14 protein-coding genes are annotated in these 17,935 nt (G+C 63.6%); 4 read left to right on the top strand and 10 right to left on the bottom strand.

Annotation, left to right across the window (positions count from 1 at the left end; all coding sequences use genetic code 11):
- Positions 1-42: 42 nt before the first annotated feature.
- The 6 genes from VDQ28_RS04700 to hutC all read right to left on the bottom strand — a co-directional run bounded on the left by VDQ28_RS04700 (position 43) and on the right by hutC (position 6,965).
- Positions 43-1,689 (bottom strand): histidine ammonia-lyase, encoded by a 1,647-nt coding sequence (locus VDQ28_RS04700; RefSeq protein WP_323034839.1) that lies wholly within the window; start codon positions 1,687-1,689, stop codon positions 43-45.
- A gap of 32 nt (positions 1,690-1,721) precedes the next feature.
- Entirely contained in the window at positions 1,722-2,813 is a 1,092-nt protein-coding gene (locus tag VDQ28_RS04705) for an aminotransferase class I/II-fold pyridoxal phosphate-dependent enzyme (protein ID WP_323034840.1), read from the bottom strand.
- Positions 2,814-2,821: 8 nt separating this feature from the next.
- On the bottom strand, positions 2,822-4,390 hold the full coding sequence (locus tag VDQ28_RS04710; protein WP_323034841.1) for a TRAP transporter large permease: 1,569 nt from the start codon (positions 4,388-4,390) through the stop codon (positions 2,822-2,824).
- 7 nt (positions 4,391-4,397) lie between these two features.
- Complete coding sequence (locus VDQ28_RS04715) at positions 4,398-4,970, bottom strand: TRAP transporter small permease subunit (protein WP_323034842.1); 573 nt, start codon at positions 4,968-4,970, stop codon at positions 4,398-4,400.
- An 11-nt stretch (positions 4,971-4,981) separates the two neighbouring features.
- Positions 4,982-6,070, bottom strand: coding sequence for a TRAP transporter substrate-binding protein (locus VDQ28_RS04720; RefSeq protein WP_323034843.1), 1,089 nt, complete (start codon positions 6,068-6,070; stop codon positions 4,982-4,984).
- Positions 6,071-6,209: 139 nt separating this feature from the next.
- Positions 6,210-6,965 carry a histidine utilization repressor gene (hutC, locus tag VDQ28_RS04725; protein WP_323034844.1) on the bottom strand — a complete coding sequence of 252 codons (756 nt, stop codon included), beginning with the start codon at positions 6,963-6,965 and terminating at the stop codon, positions 6,210-6,212.
- A gap of 207 nt (positions 6,966-7,172) precedes the next feature.
- Here hutC and VDQ28_RS04730 point away from each other — a divergent pair, with 207 nt between their 5' ends.
- The 3 genes from VDQ28_RS04730 to VDQ28_RS04740 are packed head-to-tail and all read left to right on the top strand — an operon-like array spanning position 7,173 to position 11,601.
- Complete coding sequence (locus VDQ28_RS04730; RefSeq protein ID WP_323034845.1) at positions 7,173-8,909, top strand: urocanate hydratase; 1,737 nt, start codon at positions 7,173-7,175, stop codon at positions 8,907-8,909.
- A gap of 23 nt (positions 8,910-8,932) precedes the next feature.
- Positions 8,933-10,180 carry an imidazolonepropionase gene (gene hutI, locus VDQ28_RS04735; protein WP_323034846.1) on the top strand — a complete coding sequence of 416 codons (1,248 nt, stop codon included), beginning with the start codon at positions 8,933-8,935 and terminating at the stop codon, positions 10,178-10,180.
- A gap of 32 nt (positions 10,181-10,212) precedes the next feature.
- Positions 10,213-11,601, top strand: coding sequence for a formimidoylglutamate deiminase (locus tag VDQ28_RS04740; RefSeq protein ID WP_323034847.1), 1,389 nt, complete (start codon positions 10,213-10,215; stop codon positions 11,599-11,601).
- A gap of 178 nt (positions 11,602-11,779) precedes the next feature.
- On the opposite strand, the gene VDQ28_RS04745 is transcribed toward VDQ28_RS04740, so the two are convergent.
- From VDQ28_RS04745 to VDQ28_RS04755, 3 genes are all read right to left on the bottom strand, one after another.
- Complete coding sequence (locus VDQ28_RS04745) at positions 11,780-13,432, bottom strand: hypothetical protein (protein WP_323034848.1); 1,653 nt, start codon at positions 13,430-13,432, stop codon at positions 11,780-11,782.
- Between the two features lie 274 nt (positions 13,433-13,706).
- On the bottom strand, positions 13,707-14,861 hold the full coding sequence (locus tag VDQ28_RS04750) for a PLP-dependent cysteine synthase family protein (protein WP_323034849.1): 1,155 nt from the start codon (positions 14,859-14,861) through the stop codon (positions 13,707-13,709).
- 326 nt (positions 14,862-15,187) lie between these two features.
- Positions 15,188-16,171 (bottom strand): glutathione S-transferase family protein, encoded by a 984-nt coding sequence (locus tag VDQ28_RS04755; protein ID WP_323034850.1) that lies wholly within the window; start codon positions 16,169-16,171, stop codon positions 15,188-15,190.
- Positions 16,172-16,358: 187 nt separating this feature from the next.
- On the opposite strand from VDQ28_RS04755, the gene VDQ28_RS04760 reads away from it, so the two are divergent.
- Complete coding sequence (locus VDQ28_RS04760; RefSeq protein ID WP_323034851.1) at positions 16,359-16,712, top strand: hypothetical protein; 354 nt, start codon at positions 16,359-16,361, stop codon at positions 16,710-16,712.
- Positions 16,713-16,761: 49 nt separating this feature from the next.
- On the opposite strand, the gene VDQ28_RS04765 is transcribed toward VDQ28_RS04760, so the two are convergent.
- Positions 16,762-17,934 (bottom strand): MalY/PatB family protein, encoded by a 1,173-nt coding sequence (locus VDQ28_RS04765; RefSeq protein WP_323034852.1) that lies wholly within the window; start codon positions 17,932-17,934, stop codon positions 16,762-16,764.
- Position 17,935 lies beyond the last annotated feature (1 nt).

Raw genomic sequence — 17,935 nt, forward strand, 5'->3', positions numbered from 1 at the left:
AGGGGCGGCACGCCAGACCTGCCGCCCCTCGGTATTTTGGCGTCAGGCCAGTGCCGCGTGCGCCGCGTTGACGACGGCGCCCGATTGCACCAGATCCGTGGCCGCATGCAGGCGCGGATACAGGACGACATCCTGCGTCAGATGATCGACCTTGCGACCGTCGGCGGTCACGGTCGCCCGCAGCATGGCGCGCACCGCACGGCTGGCCGGGGCCAGGACGCTGTCGTCCATGCCGCGCTCATTCAGCCGCAGATCGAGGGCCTGCGCGGCCATCAGCACCTCGATGCCGACGACGTTCTGGATGTTACGCACGATCTGGCGCGCGTGGCGGCCGGCGTTGTTGGCCATCGAGACGTGATCTTCCTGGTTGGAGCAGGTCGGGATGGAATCGACGCTGTCGGGATGCGCCAGCGTCTTGCAATCCGAGACCAGCGCGGCGGCGAGGTATTGCGGCAGCATGAAGCCGCAATCCATGCCGACATGTTCGCTGGCCACCAGCATGTCGGGCAGGCCACGGTTCAGCGTGCCGTCGTTCAGGCGGAACAGGCGACGTTCCGAGATATTGCCGATTTCGGTTACCACGATGGACAGGAAATCGGCGGCAAAGGCGATGTATTCGGCGTGGAAATTGCCGCCCGAGATCGCCTTGAGGGTGCGCCCCGGCAGTCGGTCGGCAAAGATCAGCGGGTTGTCGGTGGCGGCGTTGATCTCGGTCTCGACGATGCCGCGCACGAAGGTCAGCGTGTCGCGCACCGGCCCCAGCACCTGCGGCACGCAGCGCAAGCTGTAGGCGTCCTGCGGTGGCTGGCGCTTGGGATCGCGGCCGATGCCGCCGTCGATCAGGGCGCTGCCCTCCAGCAACCGGCGCAGGTTCGCGGCACAGGCGATCTGGCCGGCATGGCCGCGCGCCTCGTGGAGTTCGGGAATGAAGGCGTCGCCAAAGCCCATCAGCGCCTCGATCGACATCGCGGCGGCGATTTCGGCCGTGTCCAGCAGCACTTCGGCATCGGCCAGCGCCAGCGCCGTCTGCGCGGTGGAAAACGAGGTGCCGTTGAGCAGCGCCAACCCTTCCTTGGGCCCCAGCACGATGCGTTCGATCCCGGCGGCCTTCATCGCAGCGAGGCCGGACATCAGTTCACCCTTGTAATAGGCCTTGCCGCTGTCGATCTCCGTGTCGCCCGCCTCGTCGCGCGACATGACCAGCCCCAGATGCGCCAGCGGGATCAGGTCGCCACTGGCCCCGAGCGAGCCGTATTCCGGCACCCAGGGCGTGACACCCTTGTCCAGCATCGCCAGAATCGTCTCGACGACCACGGCGCGCACGGCGGAATAGCCCCGGCACAGGCTGGCGGCGCGGATCACCATCGCGGCGCGCACGGTGTCCAGGTCGAACGGATTGCCGACCCCTGCGGCGTTCGAGATGATCAGGCGGCGCGACAGGTCGCGGGCCTGCGCCGACGAGGTGAACGCCTGCCGCCCCGAGAGCGAGCCGAAGCCGGTGTTGATCGAATAGACCGCCTCGGTTTTCTCGCCGCGGTCCATGCGGTCGGAAAACCCGGCCACCCAGTCTTCGCTGATCTTCATCGCGGCGCGCGCGGCGTCGGGCAGGTGCAGCCGGGCGGTGCCGCGCGTCACGGCGGCCATGTCATGCAGAGAGAGGGGCTTTGCGCCCAGGTCGATGGTTTTCATGTCGAATCCTTTCGGTGCGCCCGGTGGGCGTCTCAGACGTTGGGGCGCCAGCGCGCGACGGCGTCCAGCACTGCGTCGGTGTCGGCGGGGGTTCCAGTGGTGATGCGCAGGCCCTCGCCGGCAAAACAGCGCGCGGCGATGCCATTGCGGGCGAGGTGATCGTTCAGCGAGGCGGCATCGACGCCAAGCGGCAACCAGATGAAATTGGCCTGAGACTCGGCGACCGGCAGGCCCTGCGCCGTCAACCCCTCGGTCAGGCGGGCGCGTTCGGTGGCGTTGCGGGCAATCCGCGCGGTGACGGCAGGTTCAAGCGCCAGCGCGGCAAGGGCGGCGGCCAGGGCGACTCCGGGCAGCGGAAACGGCGGCTGCACGGCGTGGATCTGTTCGATGACCCGGGGCGCGGCCATGGCATAGCCGACGCGCAACCCGGCCAACCCCCAGGCCTTTGAAAAGGTGCGCAGGATCACCAGATTGGGATGCCGGGCAAGGCGCGCCGCAGGCGAGGCCGCGACCTGTGACGCGCTTCCCGCGAAATCGCAATAGGCCTCATCGAGCACGATCAGGACATCGGCGGGAATCTCGGCGAGCAAGGCATCCAGCGAATCGGCGTCCAGCGCGGTGCCGGTCGGGTTGTTCGGGTTGCAGATCAGGGCGATGCGCGTGCGCGGGCCGATGGCCGCCAGAAACGCCGCCCGGTCAAGGCGGTGCGCGGCGTCCAGCGGCACGGTGACCAGCGTTGCGCCCGAGAGGCCCGCGATGATCGGATACGCCTCGTACGAGCGCCAGGGCGCGACCACCGCGTCACCCGGGTCGCACCAGCCGCGCAGGATCTGGTCGAGCAGGACGATAGACCCGGCGGAAACCGCAATCTGCGCCGCGTTCAGCCCGTGACGCCCAGCCAGCGCCGCCGCCAGCGTTTCGCCGCGCAGATCCGGGTAGCGGTTGGCCCCCGCCATGGCGCTGGTAACCGCGCTGAGGATCGCCGGATCAACGGCATCGGGCGCTTCGTTCGAGCCAAGGCGGTGGGCAAAGACCATCGCCCCGGCGGCGCGGCCCTTGCCGTAACCGGGAAGGCCGTCCAGCCGTTTGCTGGGTGCTGGCGGGGCTGCGTGCATACTGTCCATGGTGATCCTCAGAAAAGCAGTCCCGGCAGCCATGTGGTCAGGGCCGGAATGAAATAGATGATGACGACAGCCAGGATTTGCAGGCCGATGAACGGCACCGCGCCAAGCCAGATTGCCTGTGTCGTCACCGAGGGCGGCGCGACCGAGCGCAGATAGGCCAGGGTGTAGCCAACGGGTGGCGTGAGGAACGAGGTTTGCAGCACCATGGCGATCATCACGCCGAACCAGATCGGATCAACGCCGCTGGCCAGGATCGGCGGGCCGACCACCGGGATCGCGATGATGGTGATTTCAACATAGTCGAGGAACATGCCCAGAAAGAACATCATCACCAGCACGACCAGCATGGCACCATGCGGGCCGCCCGGTGCGGCCTCCAGCAGGCCCTTGATCCGCAGATCGCCGCCGAGGCCACGGAACACCAGCGAGAACAGCAGGGCACCGACAACAATGGTGAAGATCATGCTGGTGGTGCGCGCCGTCGAGAGCATGGCGGGCTTGAGGACATCGCTGCCCCAGATCTCGCGCCAGACGATCAGCAGCGCCAGCCCGGCAATCGCCGCAACAATCAACGCGCCGTTCAGGATGGTGCCGTCGATGGCGGGGGCATCAAGACGTCCCGGCCGCAGGTCGAAATTTACCGCCATGAAGATCAGCACGGCAAGGCCACCGACCGCAGTCCACACCGGCCAATGGCGCCGCCCGTTGCGCAGCCCGGCCAGCAACGTCGCGCCAACGGCCCCCACCGAAGCGGCCTCGGTCGCGGTGGCGACGCCGCCCAGGATCGAGCCAAGCACCGCAAAGATGAGCGCCAGCGGCGGCACCAGAACGCGCAACAAGTCGCGCAGGCTGGGCGCATGGCCGTCGACCTCCAACGCCTCGGGCGGCAGGGCCGGCGCGACGTCAGGGCGCAGCCATGACACGATGAGCTGATAGACGATATAGATGGCGACCAGCATGAGACCCGGCAGCAGTGATCCGGCAAACAACTGGCCGACGCTCAGCGCCTCGGCGGCGAAATTGCCCTGGGCTTGCTGGCTTTGCTGATAGGCCGAGGCCAGAACCTCGCCCATGATGATCAGCACGGTCGAGGGCGGGATGATCTGCCCCAGCGTTCCCGCCGAGCAGATGATGCCGCTGGAATAGGCCGGGCCGTAGCCGTAGCGCAACATCACCGGCAGCGCCATCAGGCCCATGGTGACAGTGGTCGCACCAACGATCCCGGTCGAGGCCGCCAGAAGCGCGCCGACCAGCGTTACCGAGACACCCAGACCGCCGCGCATCCGCCCGAACAGGGCCCCCATGGTGCGCAGCAGATCCTCGGCGATGCGGGCGCGTTCCAGAACCATGCCCATGAAAACAAACAGCGGAATCGCCACCAGCGTTTCCGAGTTCATGGTGCTGAACACCCGCATCGGCAGCGCGCCGATCAGGTTGAAATTCAGCACCCCGGCCCACCAGCCGATCACCGCGAACAGCGCCGCGGTTCCGGCCAGGACAAATGCGATTGGCGCGCCGCTCAGGACGAACAGGCACAGGCCTGCGAACATCAGCAGGTCGAGGGGGAGGGTCGACATCTGGGTATTACTCCTCAGCCCGTAGGGCGCGATCGTCGGATTCGGGGATAACGGCGGACTCGAACACGTTGACAGTCGTGCCGCCGATCACCGCGATGCAGCGCAAGGCAATGGCAAGACCTTGCAGCATCAGAAGCACCACAAAGCCAAGGATCACGGTTTTCAGCAGGTAGGTGAAGGGCAGGCCACCAAAAAACAGCGCGCCCTCACGGATCTGCCAGGCCGCCTCGACATAGCCCCACGAAAACCAGCCGAGAATGATGCAAAGCGGCATGATGCCGAACAGCACGCCGATCAGGTCGACGATGGCGCGACCGCGTGCCGACAGGCGCGCATAGAACATGTCAACGCGCACATGGTCGTCCCGCAAGAGGGCATAGCCGACCATCAGCATGAACAGGGTCGCATGGGCGTAGATCACGCTATCTTGCAACTTGATGCTGGTCGACGAGAACAGGTAGCGCATCGCTACCGTCGAGAATTTCAGCAGAACGGCTGCCGCCACCAGCCAGTAGAGCCAAGCCCCGATAAAGCGCGAGGGCCAGTCCAATATGCGGCTGATGGCGACAAGACGTTTCATGGCGATCCGTATCAGGCTTCTGGGAACATCAGAGTGCGGGCATTGTACTGGCCGCCGGTGGCATAGGGGGCATATTCCGTCATCAGGTTCCGGAAGCCCGCATAGCTTGTCATGACTTCGCGCACGACCGGATCGGGATCGGCCAGAAGTTCCTGCACCATTTCGTTGGCGGCCACGGCAAGGCCCTCGACGATCGGCTGCGGCAATTGATGGACGGTGACGCCATGTTCGTCGCGCAGGACGCGCACGGTGCGAGCGTTGTTGATCTCGTAATCCATCATGGTCTCGTCCGCGGCCGACATCGCCACGGTCTTGATGACCAGCTTCAGATCATCGGGCAGCGCGTTATAGGCGCTGGCGTTGATGGCGATTTCCTCGGTCGAGCAAGGCTCGCCGACGCCGGGGCCGTAATAGTGTTTCGCCACCTGATGGAACCCGAAGGCAAAGTCGTTCCACGGTCCGACGAATTCGCCCGCGTCAATGGTGCCCGACTGCAGGGCCTGGAACACCTCGCCGCCCGGCAGGGTGACGACGGCAACGCCGACCCGGCGCAGCATCTCGCCCGAGAAACCGGTGGTGCGGATGCGCATTCCGCGCAGATCGTCGAGCGTGTTGATCTCGTTCTTGAACCACCCGAACCACTGCGGCCCGGTGCCGCCGGCCAGGAAGCCCTTGAGGCCGAAGCCTTCGTAGATGCCATCATAAAGCTGCTGACCGCCGCCCCAGTACATCCAGCCAAGTTTTTCCTGCATGTTCATGCCAAAGGGGAACGAGCCGAACATGCCGATCGCCTTGTTCTTGGAGATCCAGTAGGCGGGCACCGAGTGATACATCTGTGCGACGCCCTGCGAGACCGCGTCGAACACACCAAAGGACGGCACGATTTCGCCCGCACCATGCACGGTGATGTTCAACCGACCGTTGGACAGGTCGGAGATGCGCTGGGCGATTCGCCGCGCGCTGTCATCCAGACCGGGCGCGCCGGTGGGCCAGGACGTGACCATGTCCCATTCGATGCGGCTCTGCGTCAAAGCAGGAGTAGCGAGGCCCACGCCGGTTGCGGCCAGTGCGGTGCCAGTCAGGAATTTACGTCTTTGCATTGCGAACCTCCCAGTTGCATGAAGTGGTATATGCAACTTGAGCATGGAACGCGTCTCCGCATTGTGTCAAGCGATATTTGAAATCACGCAACAGCGGGGGACGGGGACAGGGGAAAAGGAGGCCGGATCCGGGCCCGGATCAAAGCGTCATTGTCATCCGGCCGGCCAGACTGAACCGGGCGCCGGGATGGAGCAGGCGCACACTGGTGGCGATCATGCCGCGCGACCAGGTGCGGCGGCGCAGCAAAAGCACCGGGGTACCGGCCTCCATTTGCAGCAGCTCTGCAATCGACTCCTCGGCCGGAATTGCCTGGATCACATGCTCGACTTCTTCCAGCGCCCCGGCCGCCATGAGGTGTTCGTTCGGCGTCGTCTCGGTGAAGTCCTGCTCTAGATAATCGGGCGAAAACTGCATGTTGACGTAGCGGTCTTCAACTTGGATCGGGGTGCCGTTCTCGAAGTGAACCAGGACGGAATGAAAGACCTCACTGCCCGCCGGGATGTTCATCTCTGTCGCAAGAGTCATGCTGCAATGCAGAGATTCCAGTGTCAAAACGTTGGTTGTGTGCCGATTGCCGCGACTTTCGATCTCGGTGTGAATGTTGCGCAACTCAAGAAACGTGGACTGGCTGCGGCGGGGTGCGACAAAAGTTCCCGCCCCCTGTTTGCGCAACAAGACGCCCTCGGCCGACAGGTCGCGCAACGCGATGTGGACGGTCATGCGCGACATGCCAAGCTGCTCGACCAGTTTCGCTTCTGACGGGATTCGGCTGCCTTCGGCCCACTCGCCGCTCTCGATTCGCGACAGGACATGGTTGCGGACCTGCTGCCCCAAAGACAGCGCCATGTCGCCGCTGGTGGGCCGGCCCTGAACGGGTCGGATGCGTTTTTCCATACTGCTCTACCTGTGACTCGCCAAGATCCGGCGCTGCGGCCTTATACGGCGCGCCAGCGTTTGCCGCAACATGATCGCCAGTTCGGGATTCGCGAAAACCGCGTGAATTCGGTCTTGACAGAATCAACGGCACAAGTTGTATTAAGTGGTATATACCAATTAGACACAACATCGACCGAAACGCCAATCTCAATCGAGGAGGACCCAATGGGCAAGCAAGAAATCGTCGCTAAACCAGAAATCCTGTATGAAGTCCGCGCAATGGGTGGGAACAACCTGCGTTGCAAAGGCTGGAAGCAAGAGAGTATCTTGCGGATGCTCGAAAACAACATGGAAAACGCCGAGCACCCCGAAGAGCTGGTGATCTATGGCGGCATCGGCAAATGCGCCCGCAACTGGGAAAGCTACCACGCCATCGTCAAATCGTTGCAAGAGCTTGAAAACGACGAGACGCTGGTCGTCCAGTCGGGCATGCCCGTGGCGATTTTCCGCACCAACACGCTGGCACCGCGCGTGGTGATGGCAACGACCAACATCATGAAAGCCACCTGGCCGATCTTCTACGACCTGCAGGACAAGAACCTGACGATCTACGCGCAATATACCGCCGCGCCGTGGGAATATATCGGCACGCAGGGCGTCATCCAGGGCACGTTCCAGACCCTCGTCGCGATCGGTGACCAGGCCTTTGGCGGCAGCCTGAAGGGGCGGATCCTGCTGACCGCGGGTATGGGCGGCATGGGCGGCAACCAGCCGCGCGCCATGACCATGCTGGGCGGCGTCTGCATCTGCGCCGACGTCGATGAGGTTGTCGTGAACAACCGCCTCAAGGTGGGCTATTGCGACGTCATCGTGCATGATTTCGACGAGGCCGTGAAGCTGGCCAAGGAAGCCGCTGCCGAGGGTCGTCCGCTGGGTATCGCGCTGATGGGCAACGCTGTTGACGTACTGAAAAAAGCCCGCGACACCGGCTTCATGCCGGACATCATCACCGACATGACCCCGGCGCATGACCCGCTGTCCTATGTCCCCGCCGGCGTCACCGTCGACGAGGCGCGCGAGATGCGCAAGGCGGACCGCGACGGTTACATGAAGCTGGCCGGTGCCTCGATGATCGAGCAGCTCAAGATCATGAACGAGTTCATGGACAAGGGCGTGCAGGTGTTCGAATACGGCAACAGCTTGCGCAAGGAAGCCCGCGATGCGGGTATGCCGGTTGACCAGGCGATGAAGATCCCCGGTTTCGTCGCCGCCTATATCCGCCCCTTGTTCTGCGAAGGCCGTGGGCCGTTCCGCTGGACCTGCATGTCGCGCGACCCCGAGGATCTGGCCAAGCTGGACGATCTGGTCGAAGAAATGTTCGCCGACGACGATCTGGTGCGCAACTGGATCCAGTTGGCCCGCGAGCATATCCCGATCGAAGGCCTGCCTGCCCGCATCTGCTATCTGGGCTTTGGTCAGCGCAAGGCGTTCGGCATGCGCGTCAACGAGATGGTGCGCTCGGGCGAGATCAAGGGGCCGGTGGCCTTCTCGCGCGACAACCTCGACTCGGGCTCGATCGTCAACCCGACGTTTGAATCCGAGCGGATGCTGGACGGGTCGGACCTGATTTCCGACTGGCCCTATCTGAACGCGCTTCTGAACGTGGCTGCCGGTGCCGATCTGGTCGCCATTCAGGAAAACTACTCGATGGGCGAGGCGGTGCACACCGGCGTCACGATGATCGCAGATGGCTCTGCCGAAGCAGACGTGCGTCTGGCGGCTTGCCTGACCACCGACAGCGGCATCGGCGTGGTGCGCCATGCGCAGGCGGGTTACGATATTGCCCGCAAGACCGCCGCGGATCGCTTCGCGAAGGACGGCGTGCAGGTTCCGCTGTGGTGGACCCCCACCGCAACCTTCGGACCCGACAGCGCCTCGGCACCGAAGAAGAAGAACGCGTAACACGGCTTGAAAAGGGCACCGACATGACAAAAATCACCACATTGATCGAGAACGCCGGACAAATTCTGACCTGCGCCCCCGGTGCGGATGATCTTGTCGGTGCCCGAACCGATTGCCTTGTGGCGCTGGCTGGCGACAAGATCGCTGCCATCGGCACAAGAGACGAAATCGCCGCCGCCCACGACCTGGGCGGCGCGCAGCGCCTGGATGCGAAGGGCGGGCTGGTCATGCCGGGCTTTGTCGATTGCCACACGCATCTGGTGTTCCACAAATCCCGCGTCGAGGAATACGCGCAGAAGGTGCAGGGCCGCAGCGCCGCCGAGATCAAGGCGATGGGCATTCCGACCGGCATCACCGCCACCGCAAAGATGATGCGCGAGGCGAGCCACGACGACCTTGCGACAAGCGCCGCCGAGCGCCTGGCGCAGATGCTCAGCTTTGGCACCACCACCGTCGAAAGCAAGAGCGGCTATGGGTTGAACACCGCGACCGAGATCAAGATGCTTGAGGTGAACGCGATGCTGGCCGAACGCCAGCCGATCGAGATCGTCTCGACCTTTTTGGGCGCGCATGAATTCCCCGACGACAAGACGCGCGACGCGTATATCGCAGAAATCATCGACGTGATGATCCCCGAGGTCGCCCGGCGCGGCCTTGCCGAGTTCAACGACGTCTATTGCGACGACGGCTATTACACGGTCGAGGAATCGCGCAAGATCCTGCAGGCCGGGCTTGACCACGGCTTGAAGGTCAAGATCCACACCGACGCCTATTCCCACATTGGCGGCTCGACGCTGGCCGCCGAAATGAAGGCGGTATCGGCCGATCACATGAACTACACCGACCCCTCGGAATACGCGCAGCTGCGCGAGGCGGGCGTGGTCTGCGTGGTGATGCCGGCGCTCGATTTCGCGGTCGGTCATTCGCGCCCGTTCGATGCCCGCGCGCTGATGGATGCCGGCGTGACGGTGGCGCTGGCGACCGACATGTGCCCCGGCTGCTGGCTGGAATCGATGCCCTTTGTGGTGCAGCTGGCTTGCCGCCTGTACAAATTCTCGCCCGCCGAAGCGATCCTTGCGGGCACCCGACACGCCGCCATGTCGATTGACCGGGCCGACCGGATCGGCTCGTTGGCGCCCGGCAAACAGGCCGATATCGCGATCTTCCCCTATGCGCGCTACGAGGACATGGCCTATCGGCTGGGCCGGGGCCGCGCGCGCATGGTGCTGAAGGCGGGCGAGGTCGTGTTCGACGCGGGCGATACCCTCTGACCCCCCGGATAAACGCAAAAGGAACCTCGTCCATGCCGCATCTTTACGAAGTCGAGCATCTGCATCAGCCGGATGGCTGGCTCTCGCCTGGATTTCTTGAGGTCGGCGACGACGGCACGATCCTGTCGGTCTCGGCAACCTGTCCCGAGGGTCGCCGCGCCACGCCGCTGGCCGGTTTTGGCGTGCCGGGCCTGTCGAACCTGCATTCGCATGCCTTTCAGCGCGCCTTGGCCGGGCGCACCGAGTTTGTCACCGGCGCGCTGGCCGAGGACAACCTGTGGACCTGGCGCAAGGAAATGTACCGCATGGTTGATCGGCTGACGCCCGAGGCCTACGGGGCCATCGCGTCGCTGGTCTATCTGGAAATGCTGCAATTCGGCATGACCGCGGTGTGCGAGTTTCACTATGTCCACCACCAGCCCGGCGGCGCGCGCCATGCCAACCCGGCCGAGATGTCCGACCGGCTGATCGCCGCAGCGCAGGATACCGGCCTTGGCCTGACGATCCTGCCGGTGCTTTATGCGCATGGCGGCATCGGCAAACCGGTTGAACCGACGCAACAGCGTTTCGTGCATTCGGTTGATGAGTATCTGACGCTGATCGACACGCTGCGCGGACGGCGCGCGCAGAACGCCAACCTGAACGTGGGCCTTGCGCTGCATTCGCTGCGCGCCGTCACCCCGAGCGAGGCCAAGGCCGCGCTGGCCGGGATGCAGGCGATGGACCCCGCCGCGCGGCTGCATATCCATGTCTCGGAAACCACCCATGAGGTCGCCGAGGTCGAGGCTGGGCTGGGCGCGCGTCCGGTGCAATGGCTGCTGGACAATGTCGGGCTGGATGACCGCTGGTGCCTGGTGCATGCGACGCATCTGGATGCCTCGGAGATCGCCGGTTCGGCGGCCAGTGGCGCGGTCGCGGGTCTGTGCCCGCTGACCGAGGCGACGATGGGCGACGGGTTCTTTCCGCTGGTCGAGTATCACGAGGCGGGCGGGGCCTGGGGGATTGGCACCGACAGCCATTATTCCACTTCGATTGCCGAGGAACTGCGCATTCTGGAATGCGGCAAGCGGCTGGAACTGCGGAGGCGCAACGTGATCGCGCGCCCCGGCGAAGGGGCGGTGCATACGGGCCGCGTGCATTTCGATACCGCGCTGGCCGGTGGCGAGCAAGCCTCGGGCCAAGGTGGTGGCGCGCTGGTTGCCGGGCGACGCGCGGATCTGGTGATGCTGGACGCAGATTGCAACGTGCTGCTGGGCCACGGCCCGGCCACCGCGCTGGACGCCTGGATGCTGGGCGGCACGCAGAACCCGGTGCGCGACGTGATGGTCGCGGGCAGCTGGGTGATCCGTGGCGGGCACCATGCGCAGGAAGCCCGCATCAAGGCCGACTACCGCGCGGCGATGGCGCATCTGACGGCGTGATCTGCGACCGTTGCGCCCCGGTCACCGCGCGGGGCGCAGCGGTAGCGCCGTGTTCCCGACCCGCGCCACAAGCATCCGCACGACATCTGGCACCGTGCGCCTCGCGTCCACGTTGGTGCACGGCGTTCGATGATGCAAGACGCCCCTTTCCCGGCGCCTGGCGATCGGTTTGACGCCTTTAGCGCGTCGGCAGCGAGAACCGGTAGGACACGCCCAAGCCCAGCGAATAATTCTCGAAGGTGTTGGTATGCGTTCCCATGTATTGCCCAAGGGAAACCGTCGCGCCAAGCTGGCTGTAGAGCGACAGCCGGTCGTTTACCTGATAGCTGAGGCCAACCGCCGGATAGAGCAACGTTCCGACCTCATGCGCAAAGTCTACGCCGACGTCATTGAGCCCATACATGAGTTGCGCATAGCCCTGCAGCCGACCCGAGGCATAGCGCTGGCTTTGCCAACCGACGCCGACGAATCCTTCGGCGTATCCGGCATAACCGCGAAACGACGACGTCGCCGCCGCGACCTGGCCGGCAAGATACCAGCGGTCATTGAGCATGTAATCCGCCTGCACGGCGATCATCCCGATGCCGTCGCTCTGGCGACCGTTGTAGGTGATGCTGGACGTCGCACGGCCAAAGACATTGAGGCGAACGCCGCGCAAGGAATACTCGAGCCCCGATGCCGACGCGGTGTCAGAGGGGCGGCGGTGCGAGAGGTGATAGTTCAAACCCAGACCCACGCTCCAGTTGCGCGATGTGCCACGCGGAGCGATCTGGTAGCCCGCCGACAAGGTCGCGCCAAACTGGTTGTTGATCAGGTATTCCAGCGTCGCCTTGGGATAGATGATAAACCCCGACCCGGTATCAACCGTATCCGTCACCCAGCCGCTGCTGCCCAACCCGATCTGGCCATACAGATTGACGCGCGGCGACAGCGCTCTGCGAATCCCGAAGCCGCCATGCGCCTGATTGTACCAATGCAGACCCGAGATCCCGATATCGACGGCAAAGAACGAATAGACGTTCTGGCTGTGGAAATGGCTGAACTGCGCCGAGGCAACGCCGATGTCACCCGTGAAACTGCCCTGCGGGTTGATCTGTGCAAAGTTGTTGATCTGGACGGAGATGATGTTGTCATTGCGCGGGGAGTCGAACTCTGCCGCGCTCAATCGGCGTCCGGCATCCGCGTAGGAACCGACCGAGAAAGAGAACGGCCTTTGCACGAAGAAATTGACAGTCGTATCGTCGATCAGGGAATCAAGCACCGCGACCCGTGATACATTGACGCCAAAGCTGAGATTGCGATGGGTATAGCCGATCCCGGCATAGGCGCGACCATAGAAGCCTTCGCCCGAGAGCCGCCGAATGCCCGTCACGCTGTTGCCGCCCGCCGCAGCCCCGACCGACAGACCCGCGTTGACGAACCAGTTGCTGTCGCCGATGTAACGCTGCGCGTGCACGGTCGCGTCAGCACCAAAGAACCCGCCGTAATCGCCCCGCGCCACAGGGGCAAATGCACCCACACCGTAATACAGCCAGTCATTCGCGCGCTGCATATAGTGGATGCCGAACAGGTCGAACGCGCCGCCGTTGGACAGGGTGATTGCACTGTAGTCCAGCATGATCATCCCCGTGACCGGGCGAAGCTGCGGTCTGGGCATCTCGAGCGAGGGCGTACTGGTTTGCGCAAACGCCGTGGTGGCGGTGGCGATGGACGCGCCTGCCAAGGCCAGGCTGAGTGCGGCCGTCAGTCTCGATTGTGAACCGGCGCCGTTGACGGACCGCGAGGAGCGCAGAATTCGACCGGCAATCGACAGGCTTTTCGTGAGTCGCATAGGCGGCGTTTCTCTCAATCTTGTTCCGATTTTCGACGATGACCGCCGTTTCAACCGACAGTCCGCAATTGGTTTGCCGTTCTTGCACTGTGTGACGACAGTGCCCCTCGGTCAAGCGTCGCCGATTCGCTTTTTGCGAAGGTGTGCATCAGAAGCACATTTTTCATGCGTGACCCTGCCACGAACCCGTGTTTGACCGAGGTCGAGGCGCGCCGCACACCCGTGGGTTGCAGCCTTTCCGACGGCCCCGATTTGACCATAAGCCGCGCGTCGTTTACATCGGAATCCGGTTCGCGGGGGGGCAGCTCACCTGCGGAAGATCGGCAAAGGAAGACCCGGTGTCGAGGAAATCCTCAAGGATTTCGCAATAGGGTGCCACATCCATGCCGCGCGCACGCAACCAGTCATCGTTGTAATAGGTCGAGGTATAGCGCTCGCCGCTGTCGCAAATCAGCGAAACGATGGAGCCTTCCTCGCCCGCTTTCATCATCTGGTCGGCGATCCAGCATTGGGCAAAGAAATTTGTTCCCGTGGACCCGCCGACCCGCCGAAACAAGCGCCGCGACAGAACCCGCATTGCGGCAATCGACAGGACATCCGGAATCTTGATCATGTAATCAATGACCTCAGGGATGAACGAGGGCTCGACGCGGGGGCGCCCTACCCCTTCGATGCGCGATCCGGTGGCGCATTTCACGCCGCGATCCTGCGACACATAAGCATCAAAAAAGGCCGAGTGCTCTACGTCGGCAACGCAAAGGCGCGTGTCGAAATTGCGATACCGGATAAAGCGGCCAAGCGTTGCGGCGGTGCCGCCGGTGCCGGCGCTCATCACCACCCAACGGGGCTGGGGGTGCGGCTCTTCGGCCATCTGGTTGAAGATCGATTCCGCGATATTGTTGTTGCCGCGCCAATCGGTGGCACGCTCGGCATAGGTGAACTGGTCGAGATAATATCCGCCCGCGTTCTCGGCAATCTCGGCGGCGGTGCTGTAGATCTGATCGGCCTGATCGACGAAATGACAGCGCCCGCCGTAGCGCTCGATGGCTTCGACCTTTTGACGGCTGGTTTCACGCGGCATCACCGCGATGAACGGCAGCCCGAGCAGCTCGGCAAAATAGGCTTCGCTGACCGCGGTAGAACCCGAGGAGGCCTCGACCAGGGTCGTCCCCTGAAGGATACGCCCATTGCAGATGCCATAGAGAAACAGCGACCGCGCCAGACGGTGCTTGAGGCTGCCCGTCGGATGGGTCGATTCGTCCTTGAGGTAGATGCTGATGCCCTTGAGCCCGCGAAACGAGGGATTCACCAGATGCGTATCGGCGGACCTGCGACCGTCGCCTTGCAGAATCGTCATCGCGCGGCGCGCCCATTCACGATCCGGGAAGGGCGGCAGGCCGGCGGGATTGGGCGCAGGGTGGTGAGGCATGTTGGTCAACTCCAGACTCGTTGGGCCCTGACTGCCCGACGCGACCGGATCGGTGCGGGACGGGTTTTCATCAGGCATCGCAGGGGCACCGCGGTGCCGGGCAACGGTCCGAGAGTAGCGGGGCAACCCCTTGGGTTGCAACCTGTCCTTGCGCGGTGGCGCCCGGTTTGTGGGCCATCCGCCGCGCCCGGCAACGCGCGCGGTGACGGGCAGCGAGACCGCCGACAATCCCGGTGCGCAGGGTCGGGTCTGGCGCCTGGCAAAAGCAGGCGCGCGTCGGGGCGTGAAAAAGGTGCGTGCAAGCACGCACCCTACGATCCGTCAGCTCACAAGACCGTCTCGCGCCCATGTGGCGCGGTGAAATCCAGCGCGGGCCCGATGGGAACGACTCGCGTCGGGTTGATGGTGTCGTGGCTGTAGTAATAATGCCGCGTGATGTGGTCCATGTTCACCGTCTCGGCGATGCCCGGCACCTGATACAGAGCGCGGGTATAGGCCCACAGGTTCGGATAATCGACGATGCGGCGGCGGTTGCATTTGAAGTGACCGTGGTACACCGCATCAAACCGAACCAACGTTGTGAAAAGCCGCCAGTCGGCCTCGGTCACGCGGTCGCCCATGAGAAAGCGGTTTTCGGCCAGATGCGACTCGAGCCAGTCCAGCGTGTCAAAGAGCGGGATCACGGCGGCCTCATAGGCGTCCTGCGTCGTGGCGAAGCCGGATTTGTAGACGCCGTTGTTGACCGTGTCATAGATCCGATCGTTGATCGGTTCGATCGCCTCGCGCAGGTCGGCGGGCCAGAAATCGAGCGTGTTGCCGGTCAGCCCGTCAAAGGCCGAGTTGAACATGCGGATGATCTCCGAGCTTTCGTTCGACACGATTGTGCCGCGCTTCTTGTCCCACAGGATCGGCACCGTCACGCGGCCCGAGGCTTTGGGATCAACCCGGGTATAAAGCTGGTGGACGTAGGACAGGCCAAAGAGGTCATCGCCCGTCGCACCCGGATAATGTGCGCTGAGCACCCAGCCGTGATCGAGCATGTCAGGATGAACGACCGACACGCTGATGTGGTCCTGCAAGCCTTTCAGCGCGCGGAATATCAAGGTGCGATGCGCCCAGGGGCAGGCCAGCGAGACATAAAGATGGTAGCGCCCGCTTTCCGCCGCGAAACCGCCTTCGCCCGACGGACCCGCCGCGCCATCGGCGGTGATCCAGTTGCGATAGGCTGCCGTTGAGCGCTTGAACGCCCCGCCCGTGCTTTTCGTGTCGTACCATTCGTTGGTCCAGTGACCGTCTACCAATTGTCCCATGGGGCCCTCCGTGTTGGGTTAGATGTCGTCCGCTTGACGTGCTTTTCAATCGTCGGCACCGCGCAACGCCTGTGCAGCAGTGAACACCGGGGCGGAAATCGTGAAAAAAGACCGAGTGTTACACTCCTGCAACTTGTTTTTGTCATCATCCCGGACCAGCATGATTTTCAAGGAATCGGAGGACATGATGCTGGAATATCTGCCTGAAGACATCCGACGCGGGCTTGAAACGGCACGAAAGCGCGCCACGCGAAAGGGCTCGCGGTTGTGCGTGCATGTCGGGGAGCAGGTCTACCCGATCCTGACGCTGGGCGACACCGGTTTCACGGTCGATATGCAGCATGTGCCGAAATTGCGGGGTTTGGTCGATATTTATGACGGGCCGCGCCACCTGAGTCACGCGCTGATCATTGCCGCCAGCGAAGACGGGCAAACGATGACCTATGATTTCAAGCGCGAGTCGCTGGTGAGCACCAGTCAGATCCGCGATTATGTCGAAGAGCGGGACACGCCCGCCGGGTATCTGGCCACGCCAACCTGAAAGGCCGCGGCGTTTGCCGGAGGCGGAGCACCCCCCCGGCATCGTCCCGTCACTGCAAGTCGCTGAACGCCGCCTGAAGGCGCGACACGGCCTCGACCACACGCGAACGCGGGGTCGCGATGTTGAACCGCAGGAAGCTCTCGCCGCCCTTGCCAAATGTCTCGCCGTGGTTGGCGGCAATGCGCGCGTCTTTCTCGACCCGGCGCTTGATCTCATCACAATCCATCCCGGTATTCGCGAAATCGACCCAGACGAGATAGGTCGCCTGAAGCGGGATCACCGAAATGCCGGGGATTTTCGACACGCCCTCTTCAAGGATCCGGCGGTTTTCATCGAGATACAGGTTCAGCGCATCGACCCAGGCCGCGCCATCGGGGCTGTAGGCGGCGGTGACCATCTCCATGCCGAATGAGTTGGGCGACAGGCCTAGCGCGCACATCACCGTGTTGAACTTGGCGTGCAGCGTCGGGTCCGCGATGATCACGTTGCCGATGTGGCTGCCGGCAATGTTGAAGGTCTTGGTGGACGCCGTCATCATCACCAGACGATCCGCGATATCGGGCGCGACCAGGGGCATCACCGTGTGCGTGTGCCCCGGCATCACCAGATCGTGGTGAATCTCGTCGGACACCAACACCAGATCGTGACGGATCGCGAAATCGGCCACACCGCGCAGTTCCTCGGGCGTCCAGACCTGGCCGCCGGGATTGTGTGGCGAACACAGGATCACCATGCGCTCGCGCCCGGTCATCAGGCGGTCATAAGCGCCGAAATCCATGACCATGCGGCCATCCACCTCGACCAGCGGGCACTCCACCACCGTGCGCCCGGCGGCGCGGATCACCCGCGCAAAGGCGTGGTACACGGGCGTGAACAACACGACGCCATCGCCGGGCTCGGTGAAGGCCTGAACACACACCCCGGTGCCGTTGACCAAGCCGTGCGTGGTGAACACATGCGCGGGGTCGATCTCCCAGCCGTGGCGGGTCTTCATCCACCACTGGATTGCGGCGAGATAGTCTGCCTCGCCGCCGAAATAGCCATAGACGCCCAGATCGAGCATCTTTTGCAGCGCCTCTTGCACTGCCTGCGGGGGGCGGAAATCCATATCCGCGACCCACATCGCAATGCCGTCATCCGGACTGACGCCATAAACCGGCTGCATGGCGTCCCATTTGGCCGAATGCGTGCCGCGGCGGTCGATGATTTCATCGAAATTCATA

The sequence above is a fragment of the Pararhodobacter sp. genome (genome assembly GCF_034676545.1).
In the GTDB taxonomy this organism is placed as follows: Bacteria; Pseudomonadota; Alphaproteobacteria; order Rhodobacterales; family Rhodobacteraceae; genus Pararhodobacter.